This is a genomic window from Mesorhizobium sanjuanii, assembly GCF_002529485.1.
In the GTDB taxonomy this organism is placed as follows: Bacteria; Pseudomonadota; Alphaproteobacteria; order Rhizobiales; family Rhizobiaceae; genus Mesorhizobium; species Mesorhizobium sanjuanii.
Genome location: NZ_NWQG01000003.1, coordinates 35762 through 55289 on the forward strand (window position 1 = coordinate 35762; position 19528 = coordinate 55289).

The 19528-nt window shown below is 61.1% G+C and carries 20 protein-coding genes; 11 read left to right on the plus strand and 9 right to left on the minus strand.

The genetic code is table 11. The annotated features are described in order from the left end of the window. Window positions 1–41: 41 nt before the first annotated feature. From ehuC to CN311_RS00590, 4 genes are read left to right on the plus strand one after another with little or no spacing between them, the layout of a single operon-like run. Complete coding sequence (gene ehuC / locus CN311_RS00575; RefSeq protein WP_097571493.1) at window positions 42–770, plus strand: ectoine/hydroxyectoine ABC transporter permease subunit EhuC; 729 nt, start codon at window positions 42–44, stop codon at window positions 768–770. Next, the gene (gene ehuD / locus CN311_RS00580) at window positions 767–1426 is read left to right on the plus strand and encodes an ectoine/hydroxyectoine ABC transporter permease subunit EhuD (RefSeq protein WP_097571494.1); all 660 of its coding nucleotides are present in this window, start codon (window positions 767–769) and stop codon (window positions 1424–1426) included. Before ehuC ends, ehuD begins: the two co-directional genes overlap by 4 nt. Further along, a complete protein-coding gene (ehuA, locus tag CN311_RS00585; protein WP_097571495.1) occupies window positions 1423–2202 on the plus strand; it encodes an ectoine/hydroxyectoine ABC transporter ATP-binding protein EhuA in 780 nt (259 codons plus the stop codon). The genes ehuD and ehuA overlap by 4 nt, the downstream gene beginning before the upstream one ends. Further along, on the plus strand, window positions 2199–2930 hold the full coding sequence (locus CN311_RS00590) for a GntR family transcriptional regulator (protein ID WP_097571496.1): 732 nt from the start codon (window positions 2199–2201) through the stop codon (window positions 2928–2930). Before ehuA ends, CN311_RS00590 begins: the two co-directional genes overlap by 4 nt. 82 nt (window positions 2931–3012) lie before the next feature. On the opposite strand, the gene CN311_RS00595 is transcribed toward CN311_RS00590, so the two are convergent. The 5 genes from CN311_RS00595 to CN311_RS00615 all read right to left on the minus strand — a co-directional run bounded on the left by CN311_RS00595 (window position 3013) and on the right by CN311_RS00615 (window position 8417). Then, the gene (locus CN311_RS00595) at window positions 3013–3741 is read right to left on the minus strand and encodes an SDR family oxidoreductase (RefSeq protein WP_097571497.1); all 729 of its coding nucleotides are present in this window, start codon (window positions 3739–3741) and stop codon (window positions 3013–3015) included. Continuing rightward, window positions 3738–5051, minus strand: a complete 1314-nt coding sequence (locus CN311_RS00600) for a D-tagatose-bisphosphate aldolase, class II, non-catalytic subunit (RefSeq protein ID WP_097571498.1) — start codon at window positions 5049–5051, stop codon at window positions 3738–3740. Before CN311_RS00600 ends, CN311_RS00595 begins: the two co-directional genes overlap by 4 nt. Continuing rightward, window positions 5048–6049, minus strand: coding sequence for a tagatose kinase (locus CN311_RS00605; RefSeq protein ID WP_097571499.1), 1002 nt, complete (start codon window positions 6047–6049; stop codon window positions 5048–5050). Before CN311_RS00605 ends, CN311_RS00600 begins: the two co-directional genes overlap by 4 nt. A gap of 201 nt (window positions 6050–6250) precedes the next feature. Then, window positions 6251–7483: an ROK family transcriptional regulator gene (locus tag CN311_RS00610; protein WP_097571500.1), complete on the minus strand. Its 1233-nt coding sequence runs from the start codon at window positions 7481–7483 to the stop codon at window positions 6251–6253. A 49-nt stretch (window positions 7484–7532) separates the two neighbouring features. Next, complete coding sequence (locus CN311_RS00615; RefSeq protein WP_097571501.1) at window positions 7533–8417, minus strand: sugar phosphate isomerase/epimerase family protein; 885 nt, start codon at window positions 8415–8417, stop codon at window positions 7533–7535. Window positions 8418–9185: 768 nt separating this feature from the next. Between CN311_RS00615 and CN311_RS00620 the strand changes: the two genes are divergently transcribed. From CN311_RS00620 to CN311_RS00650, 7 genes are all read left to right on the plus strand, one after another. After that, window positions 9186–9863, plus strand: coding sequence for a helix-turn-helix domain-containing protein (locus CN311_RS00620; protein WP_245440673.1), 678 nt, complete (start codon window positions 9186–9188; stop codon window positions 9861–9863). A gap of 393 nt (window positions 9864–10256) precedes the next feature. Then, on the plus strand, window positions 10257–11672 hold the full coding sequence (locus CN311_RS00625) for an extracellular solute-binding protein (RefSeq protein WP_245440674.1): 1416 nt from the start codon (window positions 10257–10259) through the stop codon (window positions 11670–11672). A 111-nt stretch (window positions 11673–11783) separates the two neighbouring features. Further along, window positions 11784–12665, plus strand: coding sequence for a carbohydrate ABC transporter permease (locus CN311_RS00630; RefSeq protein WP_097571504.1), 882 nt, complete (start codon window positions 11784–11786; stop codon window positions 12663–12665). Then, the gene (locus tag CN311_RS00635) at window positions 12665–13501 is read left to right on the plus strand and encodes a carbohydrate ABC transporter permease (protein WP_097571505.1); all 837 of its coding nucleotides are present in this window, start codon (window positions 12665–12667) and stop codon (window positions 13499–13501) included. Before CN311_RS00630 ends, CN311_RS00635 begins: the two co-directional genes overlap by 1 nt. Before the next feature lie 4 nt (window positions 13502–13505). Continuing rightward, window positions 13506–13745 carry a DUF2160 family membrane protein gene (locus CN311_RS00640; RefSeq protein WP_097571506.1) on the plus strand — a complete coding sequence of 80 codons (240 nt, stop codon included), beginning with the start codon at window positions 13506–13508 and terminating at the stop codon, window positions 13743–13745. Between the two features lie 105 nt (window positions 13746–13850). Next, window positions 13851–14894, plus strand: a complete 1044-nt coding sequence (locus tag CN311_RS00645) for an NAD(P)-dependent alcohol dehydrogenase (protein ID WP_097571507.1) — start codon at window positions 13851–13853, stop codon at window positions 14892–14894. Window positions 14895–14906: 12 nt separating this feature from the next. Continuing rightward, complete coding sequence (locus tag CN311_RS00650) at window positions 14907–15968, plus strand: ABC transporter ATP-binding protein (RefSeq protein ID WP_097571508.1); 1062 nt, start codon at window positions 14907–14909, stop codon at window positions 15966–15968. A 147-nt stretch (window positions 15969–16115) separates the two neighbouring features. On the opposite strand, the gene CN311_RS00655 is transcribed toward CN311_RS00650, so the two are convergent. The 4 genes from CN311_RS00655 to CN311_RS00670 form a co-directional block, all read right to left on the minus strand. Continuing rightward, window positions 16116–16421: a hypothetical protein gene (locus tag CN311_RS00655; protein ID WP_097571509.1), complete on the minus strand. Its 306-nt coding sequence runs from the start codon at window positions 16419–16421 to the stop codon at window positions 16116–16118. 218 nt (window positions 16422–16639) lie between these two features. After that, on the minus strand, window positions 16640–17668 hold the full coding sequence (locus CN311_RS00660; protein WP_097571510.1) for a hydroxyacid dehydrogenase: 1029 nt from the start codon (window positions 17666–17668) through the stop codon (window positions 16640–16642). Between the two features lie 111 nt (window positions 17669–17779). Further along, window positions 17780–18574 (minus strand): N-acyl homoserine lactonase family protein, encoded by a 795-nt coding sequence (locus CN311_RS00665; protein ID WP_097571511.1) that lies wholly within the window; start codon window positions 18572–18574, stop codon window positions 17780–17782. Between the two features lie 2 nt (window positions 18575–18576). Further along, window positions 18577–19491, minus strand: coding sequence for an NAD(P)-dependent oxidoreductase (locus CN311_RS00670; RefSeq protein ID WP_165779539.1), 915 nt, complete (start codon window positions 19489–19491; stop codon window positions 18577–18579). Window positions 19492–19528 lie beyond the last annotated feature (37 nt).

Sequence of the window (19528 nt, forward strand, 5' to 3'; positions counted from 1 at the left end):
GGCGGCGCAAAACGCGCCGCCCCCTTTGCAAGGAGGGGTAGATGGGAATCCGTACGCTGGTTGGCATGCTTGTCGCGGCACTCGCCGTCATCGGCGTCCTGGCGACGCAGGAGACCTATAGGCTCTTCCTGCCGGGACTGCTGCAAGGCGCGGTCCTGACGATCGAAATCGCCCTCCTGGGTAGCCTGCTCGCCGTCGTCATGGGCGTGCTTGCCGCGTTGGCACGGATGTACGGCCCGGCGCCGCTCCGCTGGCTGGCGACGGTCTATGTCGAGATCTTCCGCGGCACTTCGGCGCTGGTGCAGCTGTTCTGGCTGTTTTTCGTGCTGCCGCAATTCGGCGTCACGCTCGATGCATTTCCTGTTGCCGTGCTTGCCCTTGGCCTCAATGTCGGGGCCTACGGATCGGAAGTGGTTCGGGGCGCGATCCAGTCCGTCGCGCGCGGTCAATGGGAGGCGGCAACCGCGCTCAACATGAGCCGCGCCCAGATGTTGCGGCGGATCATCCTGCCGCAGGCGTTCGTCGCCATGATCCCGCCTTGGGGCAACCTCTTCATCGAGCTGTTGAAATCGACGGCGCTGGTTTCGCTGATCACGCTTTCGGACCTGGCCTTCAAGGCGCAGCAGATGAACCAGAACACGTTCAAGACCATTCCGATCTTCACCCTCGTCCTGCTGATGTACCTGGCCATGTCGCTGGTGCTGACGATTGGCATGCGGCTTCTTGAAAGGCGCGCGTCGCTGGGCTTGGCACGTGGGAGGGCGGCATGATCTGGGACTGGGCATTCGCCTTCGAAATCCTGCCCGTGCTTGGCCGTGCGGCGATCGTCACCATCGAGGCGACGCTGCTTGGCTTCGCGATCGCAGCGTTGCTCGGTCTTGTCCTGGCTGTCGTGCGCATCGCGGTGCCGTGGACGGGCTGGACGATCTCGGTGCTGGTCGAGCTGATCCGCTCGACGCCCCTGCTCATCCAGATCTTCTTTCTCTATTTCGTGCTGCCGAAATTCGGCGTCGTTCTCGACGCCTTCACGGCGGGCGTGCTCGCCATCGGCATCCACTACGCCGCCTATTGCTCGGAGGTTTACCGCGCCGGCTTCGACAATATTCATCGCGGTCAATGGGAAGCATCGATCGCGCTCAATCTCTCGTCGTGGACGACGTTCAAGGATATCATCATCCCGCAGGCCATCCCGCCGATCGTGCCGGCGCTGGGCAACTATCTCGTCGCGCTGTTCAAGGAGACGCCGCTGCTTTCGGCGATCGCGGTCCTGGAATTGATGCAGACCGCCAAGATCATCGGCTCCGAAACGTTCCGCTACACCGAGCCGATCACGCTCGTCGGCCTGTTCTTTCTTGCGATGAGCCTGGTTTCGGCAGCCCTCATCCGCTCCCTTGAAGGCGTGCTCAACCGGAGAACCATGCGATGACCGAACAACCCATGGTTCGCTTTGAGAACGTCTCGAAACGCTATGGCTCGCTGACCGTGCTCGACGGCCTCGATCTCGAGATAAAGCGCGGCGAGAAGGTTTCGGTCATCGGCCCGTCCGGGTCGGGCAAGACCACGGTGCTGCGCATGCTGATGACACTGGAGACGATCAATGACGGCGTGATCTGGGTCGAGGGCGAGCCGCTGACGCATATGCAGCGGAACGGCAAGCTGGTGCCGGCCGACATCAATCACATCCGCAAGATCCGCGCCAAGATCGGCATGGTGTTCCAGTCCTTCAATCTCTTCCCGCACATGACCGCGATGGCGAACTGCATCGAGGCACCGATCACGGTTCTCGGCATGAAGCGCGCGGATGCGGAGGCGCGCGCGGCTGATCTGCTGGAGATGGTGGGGCTCGGGCAGAAAAAAGGCCACTACCCCTCGCAGCTTTCCGGCGGCCAGCAGCAGCGTGTCGCCATCGCCCGCGCGCTCGCCATGCGGCCCAAGATCATGCTGTTCGACGAGGTGACCTCGGCGCTCGATCCCGAACTTGTCGGCGAAGTGCTGGAGGTTATTCGCAAGCTCGGCAGAGAGCACGACTTGACCATGCTGATGGTTACCCACCAGATGGGCTTTGCCAAGGAATTTTCCGATCGCGTCTGCTTCTTCCATGCGGGCAAGATCTGCGAACAGGGTCCGCCGAAGGAATTGTTCGGAGCGCCGAAGAACGAGCGCACGCAGCAGTTCCTCCGTGCCGTTCTGGAGGCTGGATGACGCTTGAAGCGGACGATGCGGTGATTCTTGCGGCTTCTGCGGCCCCGCGTCCGCCTTCGGCACGGGAGCGGTCCGAACGCATCTACCTTATATTGCGCGACCGCATCTGCCTGCTCGACTACGCACCCGGCAGCCATCTTTCGGAAGAAGAGCTCGCCCAGGAGTTCGAGATCAGCCGCACGCCGGTTCGACGTGTGCTCACGCGCCTTGAATCGGAAGGTCTTGTCCAATCCGTCCATGGCGTCGGCACGATCGTCACCGACGTCAATGTCGAGGAGCTCCAGCAGGTCTACCATTTGCGTCTGGAATTGGCGCTGCTGATCGGCAAGCTCACGCCGATCCCGCGCACGGCTGCGGATCTCGACCGGATCCGAGCTTTGATCGAGCAATGCGATACCGATATGCGCGAGCCGGATCAGCGCGCCTTCCTGCGCCTCAACAGGGATTTCTTCTACGAACTCAGTGCAATGACAGGAAACCAGCCACTGCGCGAGATCAGCGAACGGCTCTATTTCCAGGTCTCGCGCGTCGTCCTCAAGATGATGCCGCAACTCGGCCTGGTGGAGGAGTTCACCGCCTTCCGCCGCGAGATGGAGGAAGTGCTTGCCGCCGCCGAAATCGGCGATTGGGACTCGATCGGGCACATCAGGCGGGCGCATATATCCATGAGTTTCCGCCGCATGATGCGCCATGCAGGCCACTCGGCCGATGCTACGGGCGCGCGCTGACTGGAGCTGCAAGGCGGAGAGACTGGTCGGCTGGAAGCCGTTTGGAGAAGTCCTGGGAATCCCCACGCCGATATGCTGCGTTTCAGATGTCGAAGTTGGCCGGCAGGATGACGATGTCCCGGATCGTCACCGTGCGCGGCCGTGTCAGCATGAACAGCAGGACTTCGGCGATTTCCTTTGGATCGAACAGATTTCCCGACGCCATCGCCCGGTCGAGATTCTCCTTCGGCCAGTTGGCGACGAGGGGCGTCAGCACCGGCCCGGGGGCGATCGCGCCGACACGGATGCCGTGTTTGGCGACCTGGCGCCTCAGCGCGTGGACGAACGCCTGAACTGCGTGCTTGGAAGCGGTGTAGATCGGCTCCCATGGCACCGCGGTGTGGCCGGCGACGGAACTGGTGACGACAATGTCTCCCGTGCCCCGCTCAATCATGTGTGGCAGGACCGCGTGGACTGTCCGGAATACGGCATTGACGTTCAGGTCCAGCATCCGGTCAAAGGCGTCCGGATCGCCATCGATGAAATCGCCACCGATATAGGCGCCGGCATTGGCATGGAAGGCGTCGAGGTGGCCGGCCTTGTCCAGAATGCCCGGCATTATGCCTGCCACGCTTTCCGGATCGGTGAGATCCACCCGCAAGGGAATTGCATTCTCGCCGAGCTCGGCAGCCAGGCTGCGCAGTTTGTCATCCGCATAGTCGATCAGGACAACGCGGGCGCCCGCATCGAGACAACCACGCACGCAAGCAAGGCCGATACCAGATGCCGCCCCCGTGATTGCGATGACCTTTCCAGAGAGTTGTCCGCTCATCCTCGTCCTCCATCCGTCGAATTGCTTTCGGTACTGAGCGCCTCGCCCGTGCAAGCGAAGCGGTACTCGTCAAGGCTGCGCTGGATCGAGGCGATCAGTAGCGAGGTCGGCTCGAGCGGCTTGCCTGCAAACGCCTCGAATGCGGGCAGATGCTGCCGGAACAGCGTGAGTGGCACCGTCTTGCCGCGCAGGGCCGCAGTCAGGCTGGCAACCGCAGCTTCGGCTTCCGGCTGGTTCCAGTAATAGCGGATGCGATCCGAGAAAGAGTAGTGACGCTGCAGGCGCTGTTCGGCTTGCGTGCCGTGATAGTGGCCCTGCCAATTGCCGGGTTCGGCCAGCATCAACCGCTCCATGGCCTGATACAGCGGACGGGCTCCATAGTCTGGCAAAAGATCGGTCGCGATAAGGTCCAGCCCGTAGAGCGCCTCGCGCAGCACGAAGGTCAATTCCGGCCCCACCTTGAGGATTGGAAAGCCGTCCTCGACCAACTGGCGCAAGGATGTCCGTCCCTGGTAGTCGGTCGAATGCGCCTCGAAGACGAGGCCCGGCTCTTGGTCGAGCAACTGCGTCAATCCGCGTGCCTTGGCGCGATCGTAGAGGACCACATTCTCATTGCCGAACTCGACCCCTGGCTGGACCACCAGCGCGATGACGCGTGAGAACGCATCGGCCAGACCTTGGCTGAGGAACAGGTCGCGATGGACATCGATCGTGTGTCTCGCCGCTGCCATGCTGGTTGGCTCGATGTCGCTGATCGCATGGTCGGCGCCGCCGGGAGCGGGCACCTCGGTGCCGATGATGTAGACCGGCGCCTCACCGCCCGCGGCGCGCGCCGCGCGCTCTGCCGCCAAGGCCAGCCGCGCTGCACGCTCCGCCGTCGTGGCGTCGTCGAGCGCGGCAGACTCGCCGGCGCATCCCATCGAGGCATCGAGGTGGATCTTTCGGAAGCCGGCCGACACGTATGCCGTGACCATCTCTTCGGCCTTCGCCATCGCCGCGCCGGCATGTTCCCCGCGCCACGGATTTGGCCCAAGGTGATCGCCACCGAAGATGATCCTTTCCGTCGGAAGCCCTTCTTCCGCCGCTATAGACTGGACGAGACGAACAAAATCGCCGGGCAGCATTCCGGTGTAGCCGCCAAACTGGTTGACCTGGTTGCAGGTTGCCTCGATCACCAGCGTGTCGGAGAACCGCGCGGCGTTGCGCGCGGCCGCCCGGATGACCAATGGATGCGCCGAGCAAACCGACGTAACGCCTGTCGGCGAACCCTCGCGCCGTGCCGCCGCGAGGCTTCCGAGGAGACCGGTCATGGCAGGTTTCTCGGGGTGACGGCGATGAATTCGTCAAGCTGCGGGCGTGAGGCGGCGCCTTCCATCGGACCCTGGACCGTGACGTTGTGGGCGCCCGCGGCATTGGCATATTCCAGAGCTTTGGACACAGGCATGCCGAGGCGGCGGCAGGCGACGTAAGCGCCGCCGAAGCAGTCGCCCGCGCCCGTCGGATCGACTTCCGTAACCTTGAAGGCCGGACAATCGACACGCGAGCCGTCAACGCCGAAAAATGTCGAGCCATGTTCGCCGCGTTTGAGAGCAATCTCTGTCACACCGCGGGAAAAGAGCGCGGCGACGGCGGCAGATTCACCATCAACACCGGCCGCCGTGAACAACTCGTCGCCCGAGGGCAGAATAAGGTCGGCGACATCGACCAGCCTGGCGAAGCGTTCCTGCGTCTGGCCGAGCCCGAGCAATTCCTTGCGCAAATTTGGGTCGAGTGAAACGGAGCCGCCGCGCTGCTTGATGGCATCGATGGCGTGGTCCATGATCTCCCAGACTCCCGGGATGGCAAAGGCGGTGCCCATGACATGGAGGTGTCCGGCCCGCGCGAAGAGCGCCTTTGCCTCAGCCGTCAGGCTCACCAGCGCGGCCGCGGATTTTCCGATGTTGTAGACGAAGTCGCGTGAGCCGTCGTCGCGATAGCGAACAAACGCGCTTCCGGTCGGATAATCCGGGCTGACCGAGATGGCCGATATGTCAGCGCCGTCGGACCGGAGCCGTTCGATGTTGATGCGGCCGAAATCGTCGTCGCCGACCGAGGCGACTATTGCCGCCGAGCCGCCGATCTTGGCGCACTGGTCGATGAAAATCGCCGGCGCGCCGCTGGGGTAGGGGCCGATGAGTTCGATCGGTTCGAGGAAACCGTCGCCACGGCTTTTCGCCATGATCTCCACCAGGATCTCACCGATCACGACGGTTGGCCCCAGCGTGTCCGCTGCGAGCTTGGTCTGACTTAGAATCGCATCGGCGGGCATCGCATGACTCGGCTATTTGGGCACTTTCGACGTCGGAACTCGCGCCAGCCGCAGGTCACGCGGCGACCGCGCGCCAGTCCTTTCCGGCAGCGAACAACAGCCCGGGACGGCTACGGTTAGGAATGCGCGATTACTCCTCCTGAAGGGCACATTATGAACGTTTGTAGGTTTATACAACATATTAATCGACCGAGAACTATGTCAGCCCTCGTCTTCCCCTGGCTCTTCGAGTTCCGCCGTGTCATCGGCGAAACGCTGGCTATCCAGGGACAGATAGCGCTGGTGCAACATGCAGGCCGCACCGAAGGCGGAGCCGACAGTTCCTTCATCGTTCACTGTGATTGATGGGACCGGGAAACTGGATTCCTGTGTGGCGTGGATATGTGCAGCCACCCTGGCGGTCATCAGGGGATAGAGTGCTGCGACCGAACCTCCCAGTACGATCCGGTCGGCATCGATGATCCGGCAAGCCTGCACAAGCCCAATCGCCAAGGCCCTTGCCCACTGCTCGGCAATAGAGACGGCGCTGGGCAGCCGATCCTGGACATCGACCAGGAAGTTGCCGAATGTCGGATGATCGAGGGTGGAGGTCTTGCGATACTCCCCCATGATGGTCTCAAGGCCGATCAGTTGTTCCAGATTGCGGCGCGGGCCTGGCGTGTCGCTGACAATCAGGTGCCCAATCTCGCCAGCCAGCCCATTGGCGCCGCGAAAGAGATTGCCGTCAATGATGATGCCGCCGCCGACGCCACTCTCCATCACCAGAAAGAGCGTCACGCCTGAATGCGCCTCGCTGCGCCCGTAGGTCGCGCCGATGGCGAATGCGTTGGCGTCGTTTTCGGCAAGGACCGGAACGCGCAGCGGCAGGGCGTCTCTCACCAAATCCGCGAGGTGAACATTTCGCCAGCCAAGAAGCGGCGCCAAGCGGACCAGGCCATGCTTGTCCATCTGCGCCGGCGTCGATACGCCAAAGCCTTCGCAGCGCTCCAGTTTTGACGCCGGAATGGACTGGAGAGCCAGGCTCACCGCGCGGTCGACCGCGGCCTCTACGCTGATCGAGGGCCCATCGAACGGTTCCACATTCGTCGAAACGATGTTGGTGCCGAGATCGATCTCGACCGTGCTGATATGTTCGACACCGATCTCGACCCCAAGGAAAAATATGGCATCCGGCACGAGTTCGAGCATGATGCCGGGGCGACCGACCCGGGCATAGCCCGGTTGTTCAGGCGAATCCTCGATTGCTTCGCGCACCAGACCGTCGGCGGTCAGGCTGGCGATGATATGCCCCGACGAAGAGCGGTTAAGGCGCAATTTGCGTGCGAGTTCGGCCCGACTGAGACGCCCAAACTGATGCAGGGCCCTGAGCGCCGCGACTTCGTTGCTTTGTCGGATTCGGCGATGCGAACTGGCGGTCAGCGCCGGGTCGTTCACGTAAGTCTCTCCACGCTACCTGCGATCCGCCGCACAACCAGATCCTCGACTATGGCCGGGCGTTCGTCGTTCGCCGGCGAACCGCCTCTTCCATTTTCAGGTCGATGAAGGCCTTGGCATGCTTTGCCAGCGGCATGTTCTCGGTCCAGGTATCGCGCCAGATAGCGCATGCCAGCGAAAGCCCTTCATCGACCACCGCGCTGGAGAACGATTCGAAGGTGATGTCGCGCTCGTAGCCGATGTCGAGCAAGGCATCGAAGATACGATCGAAGTCGATCACCCCGTCGCCGAGATAGCCGCGATTGCTTTCGCCGATGTGAAAATAGCCGATCTTGTCGCCGGCCAGACGAATGGCTGCCGCCGGATTCGCTTCCTCGATGTTCATATGAAACGTGTCGAGATGGAGCGTGACGTGATCGGAGCCGGTCGCCTTGATGAAGTCGAGGCCCTGAGCCGTCGTGTTCAACAGGTTCGTCTCGAACCTGTTGACGACTTCCAGGACCAGATCGACCTCAGCCTTCTTTGCTGTTTCGGCCGTCTTGGCAATGGCTGCAATGCTGTTCTTGCGGCCGCGATCGCTTGGCATGGTCGAATATTTCGTATGGGCAGAATAGAGAATGCCGCCAAGCTTTGTGCCGCCGATATCGCGAACCGCCGCGACGGCACTCGCCAGCAATTCCTCGCCGGCCTTGACGATGCCTGCATCCTCGCTCGACACATCGGCGCTCAAGGGAAGGCCCATCGTGACGGCGATTTCGAGGCCCAGCGCCTGAGCCTTCCTGGCGAGGCGGTCGAGGTCGAACTTTTCGGGTCGAAGATACGCAAACTCGATCAGTCGGTAACCACACGCGGCCGAGTTCTCCATTGCTTCTTCAAGCATGGCCTGGGTGCCGCCGCCGGTCCAAACGAATGAATGAATGCCCAATCTGCGCATGCGGCCCTCCTCCTGGACGTAATTATCTCTTGGACGCAATCTATGTTGCGTAGAGCAACAAAATATCCAAACATGCTGCATGTCAAGGTGATGTGAAATATCAAATAGCCCGGCTGAATCGTGCTGCCTGAACAAAAGTGATTGACAGCTTAATGGAAAACCCTAATTTGTCCTGTTAAGCAACATATAAGTTTGGCAAAAGCACCAGACGTAGAGGAGGAGGACTATCGAGCCGCGCTTGAATGCGCGGTAGCTCAGCTTGTGTTTCGCCCTGTGGCATCGTTCAGTGTGTTCGGTGACGTACTATGTTCGGTGGCCTGGGCGCGCTGAATGATCCACAGTCCTTGTGACAATTGGGCCGGTAAACGACGGTTTTCGACAACTCCGGGCAAAGGAGGCGCTGCCACCGAGGGTAGGGACCCTTGCCGGCTGCGGAAGGCGGCGGATCAAGGAGAGCGAAGCGCTGCGTTATCGGGAAGGAGCCATTCAATGAAGCCCGCTCAGAAGATCGTTCCGGACTTCGAAATGATCATATGTCCGCCGGCGGAGTCGTTTCGCTGGAACATGCATGACTATCCATTTTTCAAGGCCAAATGGCATTATCACCCGGAATATGAGTTGCACCTGACGCGAACGACTTCGGGCGTCATGATGGTGGGAGATCATATCGGCAAGTTCGATCCAGGGTGCCTGGTCCTGACCGGGCCGAACGTCCCGCACAATTGGGTCAGCGATATTGAACCCGGGAAGCTGGTTCGCAATCGCGATATGCTGATCCAGTTCAGCCGCGAATGGGCCGATCGTGTCACCGGCTTCTGCCCCGAACTTGGAACCATCCGGCCGCTCTACGACGACGCGGTCTACGGAGTGGAGTTTCGTGGTGCCACCGCGCTCGCTGGGCAGCGGCTGCTCGCACAAATCGGCGCCGCCCAAGGCGCCGAGCGGGTTGTGCTCTTCCTGCAATTGATGATCACGCTGGCCCGCAATCCCGACGACCGCCGCAGGCTCTCGCGGCTGGCACCTACCTCCGCGCAGGCGGAATTGCCGCCGGAACTTGACGTGGCAATGCGCTACGTTCTGGACCACTACAGCGACGATATCGACCTGCCGTTCGTTGCCAGGCTCTGCGACCTGGAACCGCAAGCATTTTCACGTTTCTTCAAGCGGCAGACAGGCCATACCTTTGCCCGTTACGTCATCCTCGCGCGCATATATGCCGCCTGCTCGCTGCTGACGCAGACTTATCGGCCGATTACCGACATCTGCTTCGAGGTCGGGTTCAACAACATCGCCAATTTCAACAGGCAGTTCTTCAAGATCTGCGGGCGCACGCCATCGGACTACCGGCGCAGTGCCCACAAGATCGGGACTGAGGCGCGCGCCGATCCGTTCAGGGAAATCCGCACCTGGTCAGACGACGCACGCGCAGTCGGCGAAAAAGTATAGGTCGCCTGCAAACCACGCGTGGCAGGGGCAATGTCGGCCGCACTAAGTTCATCGGAATGCCCACGGGAGCGAGGCTGTGGCAGACACTGCGAAGGCAGGTCGAGGGAGGAGGTATCTGGCGGGAACCACAGCCGCCGTTTCATTGTCTTGAGGGTACTGCGTCGTGGCAACCGCGCTATCAGGAGGGATGGCGAGCGGCGCCTCGATCGGCTGGTCGGAGGCGCGACGGAGCCACTGCATTTATCGGCATTTATCGGCCTGAAAAGGGCTTCAGCTTTGTCCGGATGGCCAAGAGCTGCGTTCCCCAGGGGGTACGGACATAGCGATCGCAGAAGTGGATGACTGACAGTCAATGTTTTGTTGGAGGAGTGAAAAATGAAACATGAATTTGGAATGAGTCTTGCCGCATTGGCAGTCGGCCTGATGACCAGCGTAATGCCTGCCAAAGCCGATTTCTGGTCGGACGCCGGTGCGAAATACAAGGGTGTCACGCTGCACGGCGTGACCGAAAGCACCCCGCCTTCGAACTATATCAAGGACGTTCTTGCCCCCGCTTTCGAGAAGGCGACCGGCATCAAGGTGGAAATCGAGACCACGTCCTGGGACCAGATGTACGACAAGGCGATCAAGGACATGGAAGCCAAGACCGGCATCTATGACATGGTCTATATCGAGCAGGATATCATCTATGCCTATCTTGCCCGGGACTTCCTGGTCGACATCACGAAATCGCTCAAGGACGATCCATCGCTGAAAGCGCCGGATTACGACGAAACGCATTTCACGACATTTGCGAACTATTTCAAGAATGCCGATGGCGATCTCTTCGGCATTCCGATGGAAGCCTTCATCAAAATCTATCTGTACCGGACCGATCTCTTCAACGACCCGGCGATCAAGGAAGCGTTCAAGAAGGAAACCGGCAAGGATCTGGTGCCGGCAAAGACCCATGAGGAATATACGCAGATCGCGGAGTTCTTCACCAAATGGGGCAAGGACCACAATCTGGAACTGTGGGGCACCACCGCCCAGGCGCATACCGGCCATCCGGCTTCATGGTACGAGTTTTTCGAATCGGTCGCGCCGACATTCGGCGTCTACAACTGGGGCATTGACGCTTCGAAGAACTACTCGGCATCAGTCGCTAATGGCGGCACGATGAACAGCGACAAGGCAAAGGCGGCGCTCAAATACTGGCTGCATCTGCGCGACATCGCCCCGCCGGAATCTCAGGCCAGTACGTGGACCGAGGTCGCCACGACCTTTGCAGCAGGCCGTGCGGCACAGGGACTCGTCTATGGCGAGAACGCGGCCTGGATTGCCGCTGATGCAGAGAAATCGAAGGTCGTCGGCAATGTCGGTGTCGCGCTGCCGCCGCTGGAGCCGGGCGTCATGGAGGACGCGGAGGCCGGCAAGGGCTATATCGGCTATTATGATGGCGGCGCCTTCGGCCTTCCAATCACTTCGAAGAACAAGGAAGCGTCGCTGCTGTTCCTGCAATATATCGGCCAGGACTCGGTCCAGGGCGATTGGGCGGTGGCGGCACCCCGCATCACCAACACGGCAACCTACGACGATCCGAAGGTCATCGAGATGGATAAGAAGCTCAACGGCTACTACACCATGCTCAAGAACGACGGAAAGCTGTTTGCCGGCGCTCCGCCCTATCCGTTCCACGCGCAGGTGCGTGAAGCAACGGCGCCGATCTTCTACAAGATCCTGTTGGGCGAGGTCTCGCCCGACGATGGGCTCGACCAGATGGCTGCGGCCGCCGAGGCGGAACTGACGAATCTCGGCTACCGCAAGTAGCAGGGCGAACGCAGACTTCGGGCCGCCTTGAAGCGGCGGTCCGAATACGCTTCTTGCCGCTTCACGACATTCCGGGGAATATCGTGAAGCGCCTTCCTGGAGAGTGATTTCATGCGATCAAACAGAGTGGGATGGCTGCTGCTCGCCCCGACGATTGCGATCCTGGGGATATTCGGCATCGTCCCATTTCTGTACGTGCTCTATGTGTCCTTCCATCAATGGAACCCGTTCGGCGCCAATCCCTATATGGTCTACAACGGCGCCAACAATTTCCGTCGCCTCGTGTTCGACAACGAGTTCCTGACCTCGATCGCCTTCACGCTGAAATTCGCCTTCTTCGCCGTCCTGAGCGAGGTCATCCTCGGCTACTTTCTGGCCCAGCTGTTCATGAAGGAATTTCCCGGCCGGGGTTTTTTCCGCACGATCCACACGCTGCCGCTGATCGTGGCGCCGATCGTCGTCGGCTCGGTGTGGCGGCTCATGACCACGCCCAGCATCGGCATCATCCCCTATCTCCTGAAATCCTGGTTCGGCTACGACCTCAATATCGGCCGTGACGCCACCATGGCCTTTGCGCTCACCGTCATCATGGACATCTGGCACTGGACGCCACTGGTGACGCTGACGCTGCTTGCGGCACTCGTTTCGCTGCCCAAGGAGCCGTTCGAGCAGGCGCAGATCGACGGCGCCAACCGGTGGCAGATATTCTGGCACGTCACCTTGCCGATGATCCGCCCGGCGATCCTGGCGACGGTCTTCATCCGCCTCATGGATGCGCTGCGCACCGTCGACGAAGTGTGGATGCTGACGGGCGGCGGCCCAGGTGCGGCGACACGGTACCTCGGCCTGCACATCTGGAAGATCGTGTTTCCCAAGACCGACTACGGCTACGGCTCGGCAACGTCGGTCATCGTCCTGTACCTCACCTTGGTGATGTGCTGGCTGCTTTACGTCGCCCTTGTCGCCCGCCGCGGCCAGAAGAGAGCTTCCTGATGCGCGCCAATCGCCCCATTCTTTCCATCCTGCTGTGGACCTTGCTCAGCCTGGTGACGCTGTTTCCGATCTATTGGCTGTTCGTGATCTCCGTAAAGCCGGCCGTCGAGCTGTTCACCACCCCCAGCGTGCTGCTCGAAACCGTCTACTGGAAGAACTATGTCAAGGTTCTCGGCGATGACACGCTGCGCCGCTACATGTTCAACTCCATCATTATCTCGACCGGCAATGCGGTGCTGGTGACCGTCCTGGCGTTCATGGCCTGCTATGCGCTCTCGCGTTTCGATCTACCGGGAAAAGAGAACATCTTTTTCTGGACGATCACCAACCGCATGGCGCCGGCCGCGGTTTTCCTGCTGCCCTTCTTCCTGCTCTTCACGCAGGTCTTCGTCATAGGGGAGTGGAAACTTTACGACACGCGCACGGGCATGATCCTGCTCTACTGCACCTTCAACCTGCCCTTCGCCATCTGGACGCTCAGGCCGACGATCGATGCAATTCCCAAGGAATTGGACGAGGCCGCGACCGTCGACGGTGCCACGACCTGGCAGGTGATCCGCGAAGTGATCTTTCCGCTTGCGCGGCCTGGTCTCGCCGTCACCCTGATCCTGACCTGGGTGTTCGCCTGGAACGAGTTCCTGCTCGCCGCGACGCTCACCAGCTTCAACGCGCGCACCATCACCACCGGCCTGTCGGAATATGTAACGACGACCGGAACCGAATGGGGCACGATGGCGTCGATCGCGATCATCACGCTTATACCGGCGCTGCTGATCTTCTCGGTCGTCCAGCGGCACATCGTGGCTGGCCTGACCTTCGGCGCGGTCAAGGAGTAGTTCCATGGAGCACATGGTCGATCTCGATGCGGTGGATGACGAAGCCAACACCATCGTCGCGAGCCCGCAACGCACCGGTTTCCTGCCGATCGTGACCAACTGGTTCGACCGGGTTTTCGTCGGCATCTATCTGTTCGTCGCGCTCGAACTGCTCTGGATGAGGTTTCTCGAACAGTCGATCCCATTGTCGGTCTGTCATGTCCTGGCGATCGCATTGGGGGTGCTGATCGTTTGGCGTGGCTAGAGCACGATCCCGAAAAGCGGGAACCGGTTTTCGGAATAGATCATGCTCAAACAAAAAGCTTAGCGCGCAACCACGATCGAGAGTGAAGAGGACAGGAAGCAGGTCATGAAGTCATTGGTGCTGGAAGAAAAGATGAAACTGTCGCTGCGGGATTTCCCGATCGAGCGCGAGGAGGTGCTTGGCGTTCGCGACGTGCGCATCAAATTGCACACCGTCGGCATCTGCGGCTCGGATGTGCACTATTATACGCATGGCGGCGCCGGCATCTTCCAGGTCAAGGCGCCGATGATCCTTGGCCATGAGGCGTCAGGCATCATCGTGGAGACAGGCGCGGAGGTGACGTCGCTGAAGGTCGGCGACCGGGTGTGCATGGAGCCGGGCATTCCCGACCCGAACAGCCGCGCGACCCGCATGGGCCTGTACAATGTCGATCCGGCGGTTCGCTTCTGGGCGACGCCGCCGATCCATGGCGTCCTGCGGCCGACCGTCGTCCATCCGGAGAATTTCACCTTCAAGCTTCCCGACAATGTTTCCTTTGCCGAGGCGGCCATGGTCGAGCCACTCGCCGTCGGCATCCATGCCGCCACCAAGGCGCAAGTGAAGCCGGGCGACATCGCCCTGGTGATGGGCGCCGGGCCGATCGGCCTGGTCACCGCGCTGTCCGCGCTGGCGGCGGGCTGCGCACGGGTCTTCGTATCGGATATCGACGAAACCAAGCTCGAGCTCGCGGCGAAGCTCGGCGCTATCACGCCGATCAATGTCGCGCATCAGGATGTGGCCAAGGAAATTCTCGCCGCGACCGATGGCTGGGGCGTGGAGATCGTATTCGAATGCTCGGGCAGTCCACGCGCCGCGGCAGGCATTTTCGATCCGCTCTGTCCGGCCGGCCGGGTGGTGTTCATCGGCGTGCAGATGCATGACATCAATTACGACGTCGGCAAGGCGATGGTACGCGAAGCGCGCGTCGAGCACGTGTTTCGCTACGCGCACGTCTTTCCGCGCTGCGTTGCGATGCTGTCTTCGGGAGCGATCGACGTGAAGCCGCTGATCACGCGCACGTTCGAGTTCGAAGACAGCGTTCGAGCGTTTGAAATCGCCGCATCCGCGCCAAAAGGCGAAGTGAAGATGCAGATTGCCTTGCCGCAATAAAGGGGGTGCCAGTTGGCTGAAGTCACCGTCAGGAACATCGTCAAGCGTTATGGAAGCGTCCAGGTCATTCATGGTGTGAATGTCGACATCGCCGATGGCGAGTTCGTCATCCTCGTCGGCCCGTCGGGCTGCGGCAAATCCACCTTGCTGCGCATGATCGCCGGTCTCGAAGCCATATCGGGCGGCGAGATCAGCATTGGCGGCCGGGTGGTGAACGATGTCCTGCCGAAAGACCGCGACATAGCGATGGTGTTCCAGAACTATGCGCTCTATCCGCACAAGAACGTCGCCGACAACATGGGCTTCTCGCTCAAGATCAAGGGCAGGCCGAAGGCCGAGATCGAAGCCAAGGTGAAGAAGGCGGCCGAAATCCTCGATCTGGGCAAGCTGCTCGATCGGTTCCCCAAACAGCTGTCCGGCGGGCAGCGCCAGCGCGTGGCCATGGGGCGCGCCATCGTGCGGGACCCGCAGGTCTTCCTGTTCGACGAGCCGCTGTCGAACCTCGACGCCAAGCTGCGTGTTGCCATGCGCGTCGAGATCAAGGAACTGCATCAGCGCCTCGGCACAACGATCGTCTATGTCACCCACGACCAGATCGAGGCGATGACGATGGCCGACAAGATCGTGGTGATGCGGGACGGCAAGGTGGAACAGGTCGGCGCGCCGCTCGATCTCTACGACAATCCGGGCAATGTCTTCGTCGCCGGTTTCATCGGCTCGCCGGCCATGAATTTCATCAAGGGCAAGATCGGCTCGAAGGACGGCAGGCAGGTCTTTGTCTCGGACACCGGATCCGTGCTGCCGGTCGAAACGGGCAGCGTACAGGATGGCCAGCCGGCCATCTACGGCATACGTCCCGAGCATATCGATATCGCGCCCGACGGCTTGCCGGCAACGGTTTCGGTGCTGGAGCCGACCGGTTCCGAGACGCAGATCTTCGCCAAATTTGGCGAGGACGCTATTGACGCCATCGTGAAGGACCGGCTGACCGTCCGTCCCGGCGAAGAGGTTAGGCTGAAGATCGATCCGCGCCGGGTGCACATCTTTGACAGGCAAAGCGGCGCTCGCCTGTGACCCGGCGGGAAGTTTGCCCGTTGACGCAGTCGGGTTGCGAAATCCAGCGGCTGGAGGATCACCCGCAACGCACTTTGCTAAGCTCGGCGTAATTCCAGCCTGAAAAACGGCCCCGCGAAGCGGGACCGTTGAGGCAGAGCTTGCTGACTACTTGCTGCCGCCATTCTGCTTGACGCTGCTGCAGAACTCCGGATGGCTGTTGGTTGCGTTTGCATCCTTGGCTTCGTCCTCGCAGGCGGCCATCATCGCCGTCTGGTCGTCAGGCGACAGCGCTTTCCAAGCCTTCACGAAATCGTCGTTACCGACCATCGTCTTCATGCTTGAGTCCGTGTAGAAGGGCTGCATCTTGGCCGGGTCGTCGAGTGCCGACGTGCCTGTGTCTCCAGCGGCCAAGGCCGAACCCGCAACCATCGAAAGCGCCATGGCGCCGAAACAAATCATCTTGATGTTCATAATATAATCCTCCTGTTGCTTTGGGATCGTTCAAGCAACGATCATTTTTCGAAAACGGCAGGATCGGATGGAAGTTCCGGTTTTTTGCGCGAAAAGGCCCGGTTCTAGTAAAATATTTTCGAATAAAGCTTGAAACTTTTTTTGCTTTTTCTCGTTTGCGCCGGAGAATGCTGACTTCGGGCCGAATTGTCTGAACGTACCGGCTGTGCCTTCAACGATCAGTTCTTGTCGACCGGCTTCGATCGCATCCGCGAAACGGTCTCGCGTTCAGCCCGCTTGGAGCGCATCGGCGGCAGGCCGCGGTCGATGAGGTCCATGTCCTCCAGCACCATGTCTCCCATGCGCTTGAAGGCGATGTCGAGCGCACCGGCCCGGTGGGCGGAGCGCAGGAAGCCGCGCAGCGTGCGCACGGGATGGTCCTTGGCCAGCGGCTCCTCCGGGAAGACATCGCTGGCGGCGACGATGTGGCCGCTGCGAACGGCATCCATCAGCGCCGGAAAATCGACGATACCGGCGCGGCTGAGCAGGATGAAGGCCGCTCCTTTGCGCATTTTCGCGAAGGCGTCTGCGCCGAGAAAACCCTGGTTCTCGCTGGTGACGGAAGCGACGACGAAAACGAAGTCACTGCTCGACAGCACCGCATCGAGCGAGGCCGGCTGGACGCCGGTCTCGATCAGCACCGAGGGTGGCAGCCACGGATCGAAGACCTTGGTCCGCGTGCGGAAGCCCGACAGCAGCCGATTGAGCGCACGGCCGAGATCGCCGAAGCCGACGATACCGACATCGGCGCCGGAGAGCAGCCGCGCCGTCTTGTTGCCATCGCCGCCCCACAACTCCTTGCCCTGCCGAAAGGCGAGGTCGGCATCGACGATGCCGCGGGCGAGGTTGAGCGCCATGGCGAGGCCAAGCTCGGCCACCGGCTCGGCGAACACCAGGCCGGTGGTGACGACATGGATGCCGCGCGCAAACAGGGTCTCGTAAGGCATGTTGTCGATCAGGTTGCTCTCGACATTGAAGACGCAGCGCAGCGCCTTCATCCTGTCCAGCGTTTCAGGTGCGATCGGCGGCTGGCCGACGATGTAGCGCGCCTCGGCGAGCACATCCGCAGGCAGCGCCGCGACACCCTCGGGCGTCGTTTCGACGATGCGATATTTCGCCCTGAAGCGCGTCAGCTGGGTCGGCGTGAAGATGAGGTCGAGCGTGCGCGGTTCCGGCGCGCTGATGACCAGCGGCAAAGAATGCGGCATTTCTCCTCCTGCGCCGATATCAGGGCAATCCGTGCAGATCTGACTATTCGATGATTGAACGGTTTACCAGTGGCGCCGCAGGCGCTGAGGAATGCCTGATCGCCCGCAAATTCAGCCGAGCGGGTGCGCGAGCGCGACGATGTCCTCGACATTCTGGTTGGAGCGCGCGAAACGCTTGAGCACGAGCGGATCGTGTCCCGGAACGATATGGGCGGGTGAGCTTGCAAGCTTCCTCATCCGCTCCACGCCAAGGATCACGTCGCTCAACCGGTCGAAGACGGGAAAAGGCTTTTCGCGTTCCATATTGGCATAGAAATGAGCGGCGTCGGAGGCGATCACCACGGCGCCATTGTCGGTTTCGACGCGAACCACTTGCAGCCCGCGCGAATGGCCGCCGACCTTGTGCAGCGTGATGCCGGGCGCGATTTCGGATTCCGGATCGTGGAAGCAGACCTTCTTGTTATAGACGCGCCGCACCATGGTGGTGACGTCCTCGACTTCGAACGGATGGTTCATCGCGTGATGGCACATGCAGCGGCCCGTCGCGAATTCCATCTCGGCATCCTGCAGGTGAAAGGTCGCGTTGGGAAACAGGTGATGGTTGCCGCAATGGTCGTAATGCATATGCGAAATGATCACGTCGCTTACGGCCGTATGGTCGATGCCGATGGCGGCGAGTCCTTCGTCGACCGGCCTGATGACGCTGCGGCCACGCTTGTCGCCGGTCGGTTTGTCGAAGCCGGTGTCGACGATGAAGGTGCGCTGCTCGCCGACGATCGCCCAGACGAAATAGTCCAGCGGCATCGGAACGTCATGCGTGTCGCCGCCAAGGAAATTCTCGTTCGACCGGCGCTCGAAATGGCCGTAGCGCACGGCATGGATTTCATAACGTGCGGCGTTGCCCATCGTCAGCTCGCTTCGGCAACGCTTGCATCTTGAGCCGCTCCGACTTGCACATGCGCCCAGGTTTCCACCGTCTTGACCATGCAGGTGAAATCAGAATCAGGCCCGTAGAGCTGGTTGGTTACGCTCAGCAACTGGCGGACCGCGCTGCCCACCACCATCGGCACGCCCATCGCCTCGGCCTCGTCGACGCAAAGCCGCACGTCCTTGAAGGACAGGCCGGTCGCGAAACCGAAATCGAAGGTGCGCGGCAGCACGGATTTCGGAAATTTGTCCTCCGTCGCGCTGTTGCGGCCGCTGGATGCGTTGATGACGTCAAGCATGACCTTGGGATCGAGGCCTGCCTTGACGCCCATGACGACCGCTTCGGAGGAGACGGCGAGTGCTGCGGCGGCAAGCAGGTTGTTGGCAAGCTTCATGGTTTGGGCGGCGCCCTGAACCTCGCCCATGAAGAAGATCTTGCCGAAATTCTCGATCACCGGCCTTGCCGTTTCGAAGGCCGCTTTCGGGCCTGATACCATCACCGCGAGCGTGCCATTGCGGGCACCCTTCAAACCGCCGCTGACCGGCGCGTCGATCATGGCGATGTTCTTATGTGCAAGGCCTTCGGCAACCTTGGCGGCCGTGCGCGGGCCGGTCGTCGATATGTCGATGAAAATCCGAACCGATTTGCCCTCGGCGATGCCGGATTCACCGAGCACGACCTTTTCGAGGATCTGCGGACTGGGCAGGCTGGCAAAGACGATCTCGGCACTATCGGCGACGTCGCGCGCGCTGGTTGCCGCCCTGGCGCCTGCCTTGACCAGTTCCTCGACCGCCTTGGTGTCGACGTCATGGACCGTCACGTCGTAGCCGGCCTGGATGAGACGGCTCGCCATCGGCGTGCCCATTTTTCCGATACCAACAAAGCCGATTTTCATGGTCATCGCTCACTCCTCGTTCGGTGCATTTGCCGTA

What these genes read in the sequence shown, in the direction of transcription:
- CN311_RS00595 (WP_097571497.1), bottom strand. Translation starts at nt 3,741, where the DNA reads ATGAGCGGACAACTCTCTGGAAAGGTCATCGCAATCACGGGGGCGGCA.
- ehuA (WP_097571495.1), top strand. Translation starts at nt 1,423, where the DNA reads ATGACCGAACAACCCATGGTTCGCTTTGAGAACGTCTCGAAACGCTAT.
- CN311_RS00660 (WP_097571510.1), bottom strand. Translation starts at nt 17,668, where the DNA reads ATGCCGCATTCTTTGCCGCTGGTCATCAGCGCGCCGGAACCGCGCACG.
- CN311_RS00645 (WP_097571507.1), top strand. Translation starts at nt 13,851, where the DNA reads ATGAAGTCATTGGTGCTGGAAGAAAAGATGAAACTGTCGCTGCGGGAT.
- CN311_RS00630 (WP_097571504.1), top strand. Translation starts at nt 11,784, where the DNA reads ATGCGATCAAACAGAGTGGGATGGCTGCTGCTCGCCCCGACGATTGCG.
- CN311_RS00625 (WP_245440674.1), top strand. Translation starts at nt 10,257, where the DNA reads ATGAGTCTTGCCGCATTGGCAGTCGGCCTGATGACCAGCGTAATGCCT.
- CN311_RS00655 (WP_097571509.1), bottom strand. Translation starts at nt 16,421, where the DNA reads ATGAACATCAAGATGATTTGTTTCGGCGCCATGGCGCTTTCGATGGTT.
- CN311_RS00635 (WP_097571505.1), top strand. Translation starts at nt 12,665, where the DNA reads ATGCGCGCCAATCGCCCCATTCTTTCCATCCTGCTGTGGACCTTGCTC.
- CN311_RS00600 (WP_097571498.1), bottom strand. Translation starts at nt 5,051, where the DNA reads ATGACCGGTCTCCTCGGAAGCCTCGCGGCGGCACGGCGCGAGGGTTCG.
- CN311_RS00665 (WP_097571511.1), bottom strand. Translation starts at nt 18,574, where the DNA reads ATGGGCAACGCCGCACGTTATGAAATCCATGCCGTGCGCTACGGCCAT.
- ehuC (WP_097571493.1), top strand. Translation starts at nt 42, where the DNA reads ATGGGAATCCGTACGCTGGTTGGCATGCTTGTCGCGGCACTCGCCGTC.
- CN311_RS00670 (WP_165779539.1), bottom strand. Translation starts at nt 19,491, where the DNA reads ATGAAAATCGGCTTTGTTGGTATCGGAAAAATGGGCACGCCGATGGCG.
- CN311_RS00620 (WP_245440673.1), top strand. Translation starts at nt 9,186, where the DNA reads ATGCTGATCCAGTTCAGCCGCGAATGGGCCGATCGTGTCACCGGCTTC.
- CN311_RS00640 (WP_097571506.1), top strand. Translation starts at nt 13,506, where the DNA reads ATGGAGCACATGGTCGATCTCGATGCGGTGGATGACGAAGCCAACACC.
- CN311_RS00615 (WP_097571501.1), bottom strand. Translation starts at nt 8,417, where the DNA reads ATGCGCAGATTGGGCATTCATTCATTCGTTTGGACCGGCGGCGGCACC.
- ehuD (WP_097571494.1), top strand. Translation starts at nt 767, where the DNA reads ATGATCTGGGACTGGGCATTCGCCTTCGAAATCCTGCCCGTGCTTGGC.
- CN311_RS00590 (WP_097571496.1), top strand. Translation starts at nt 2,199, where the DNA reads ATGACGCTTGAAGCGGACGATGCGGTGATTCTTGCGGCTTCTGCGGCC.
- CN311_RS00605 (WP_097571499.1), bottom strand. Translation starts at nt 6,049, where the DNA reads ATGCCCGCCGATGCGATTCTAAGTCAGACCAAGCTCGCAGCGGACACG.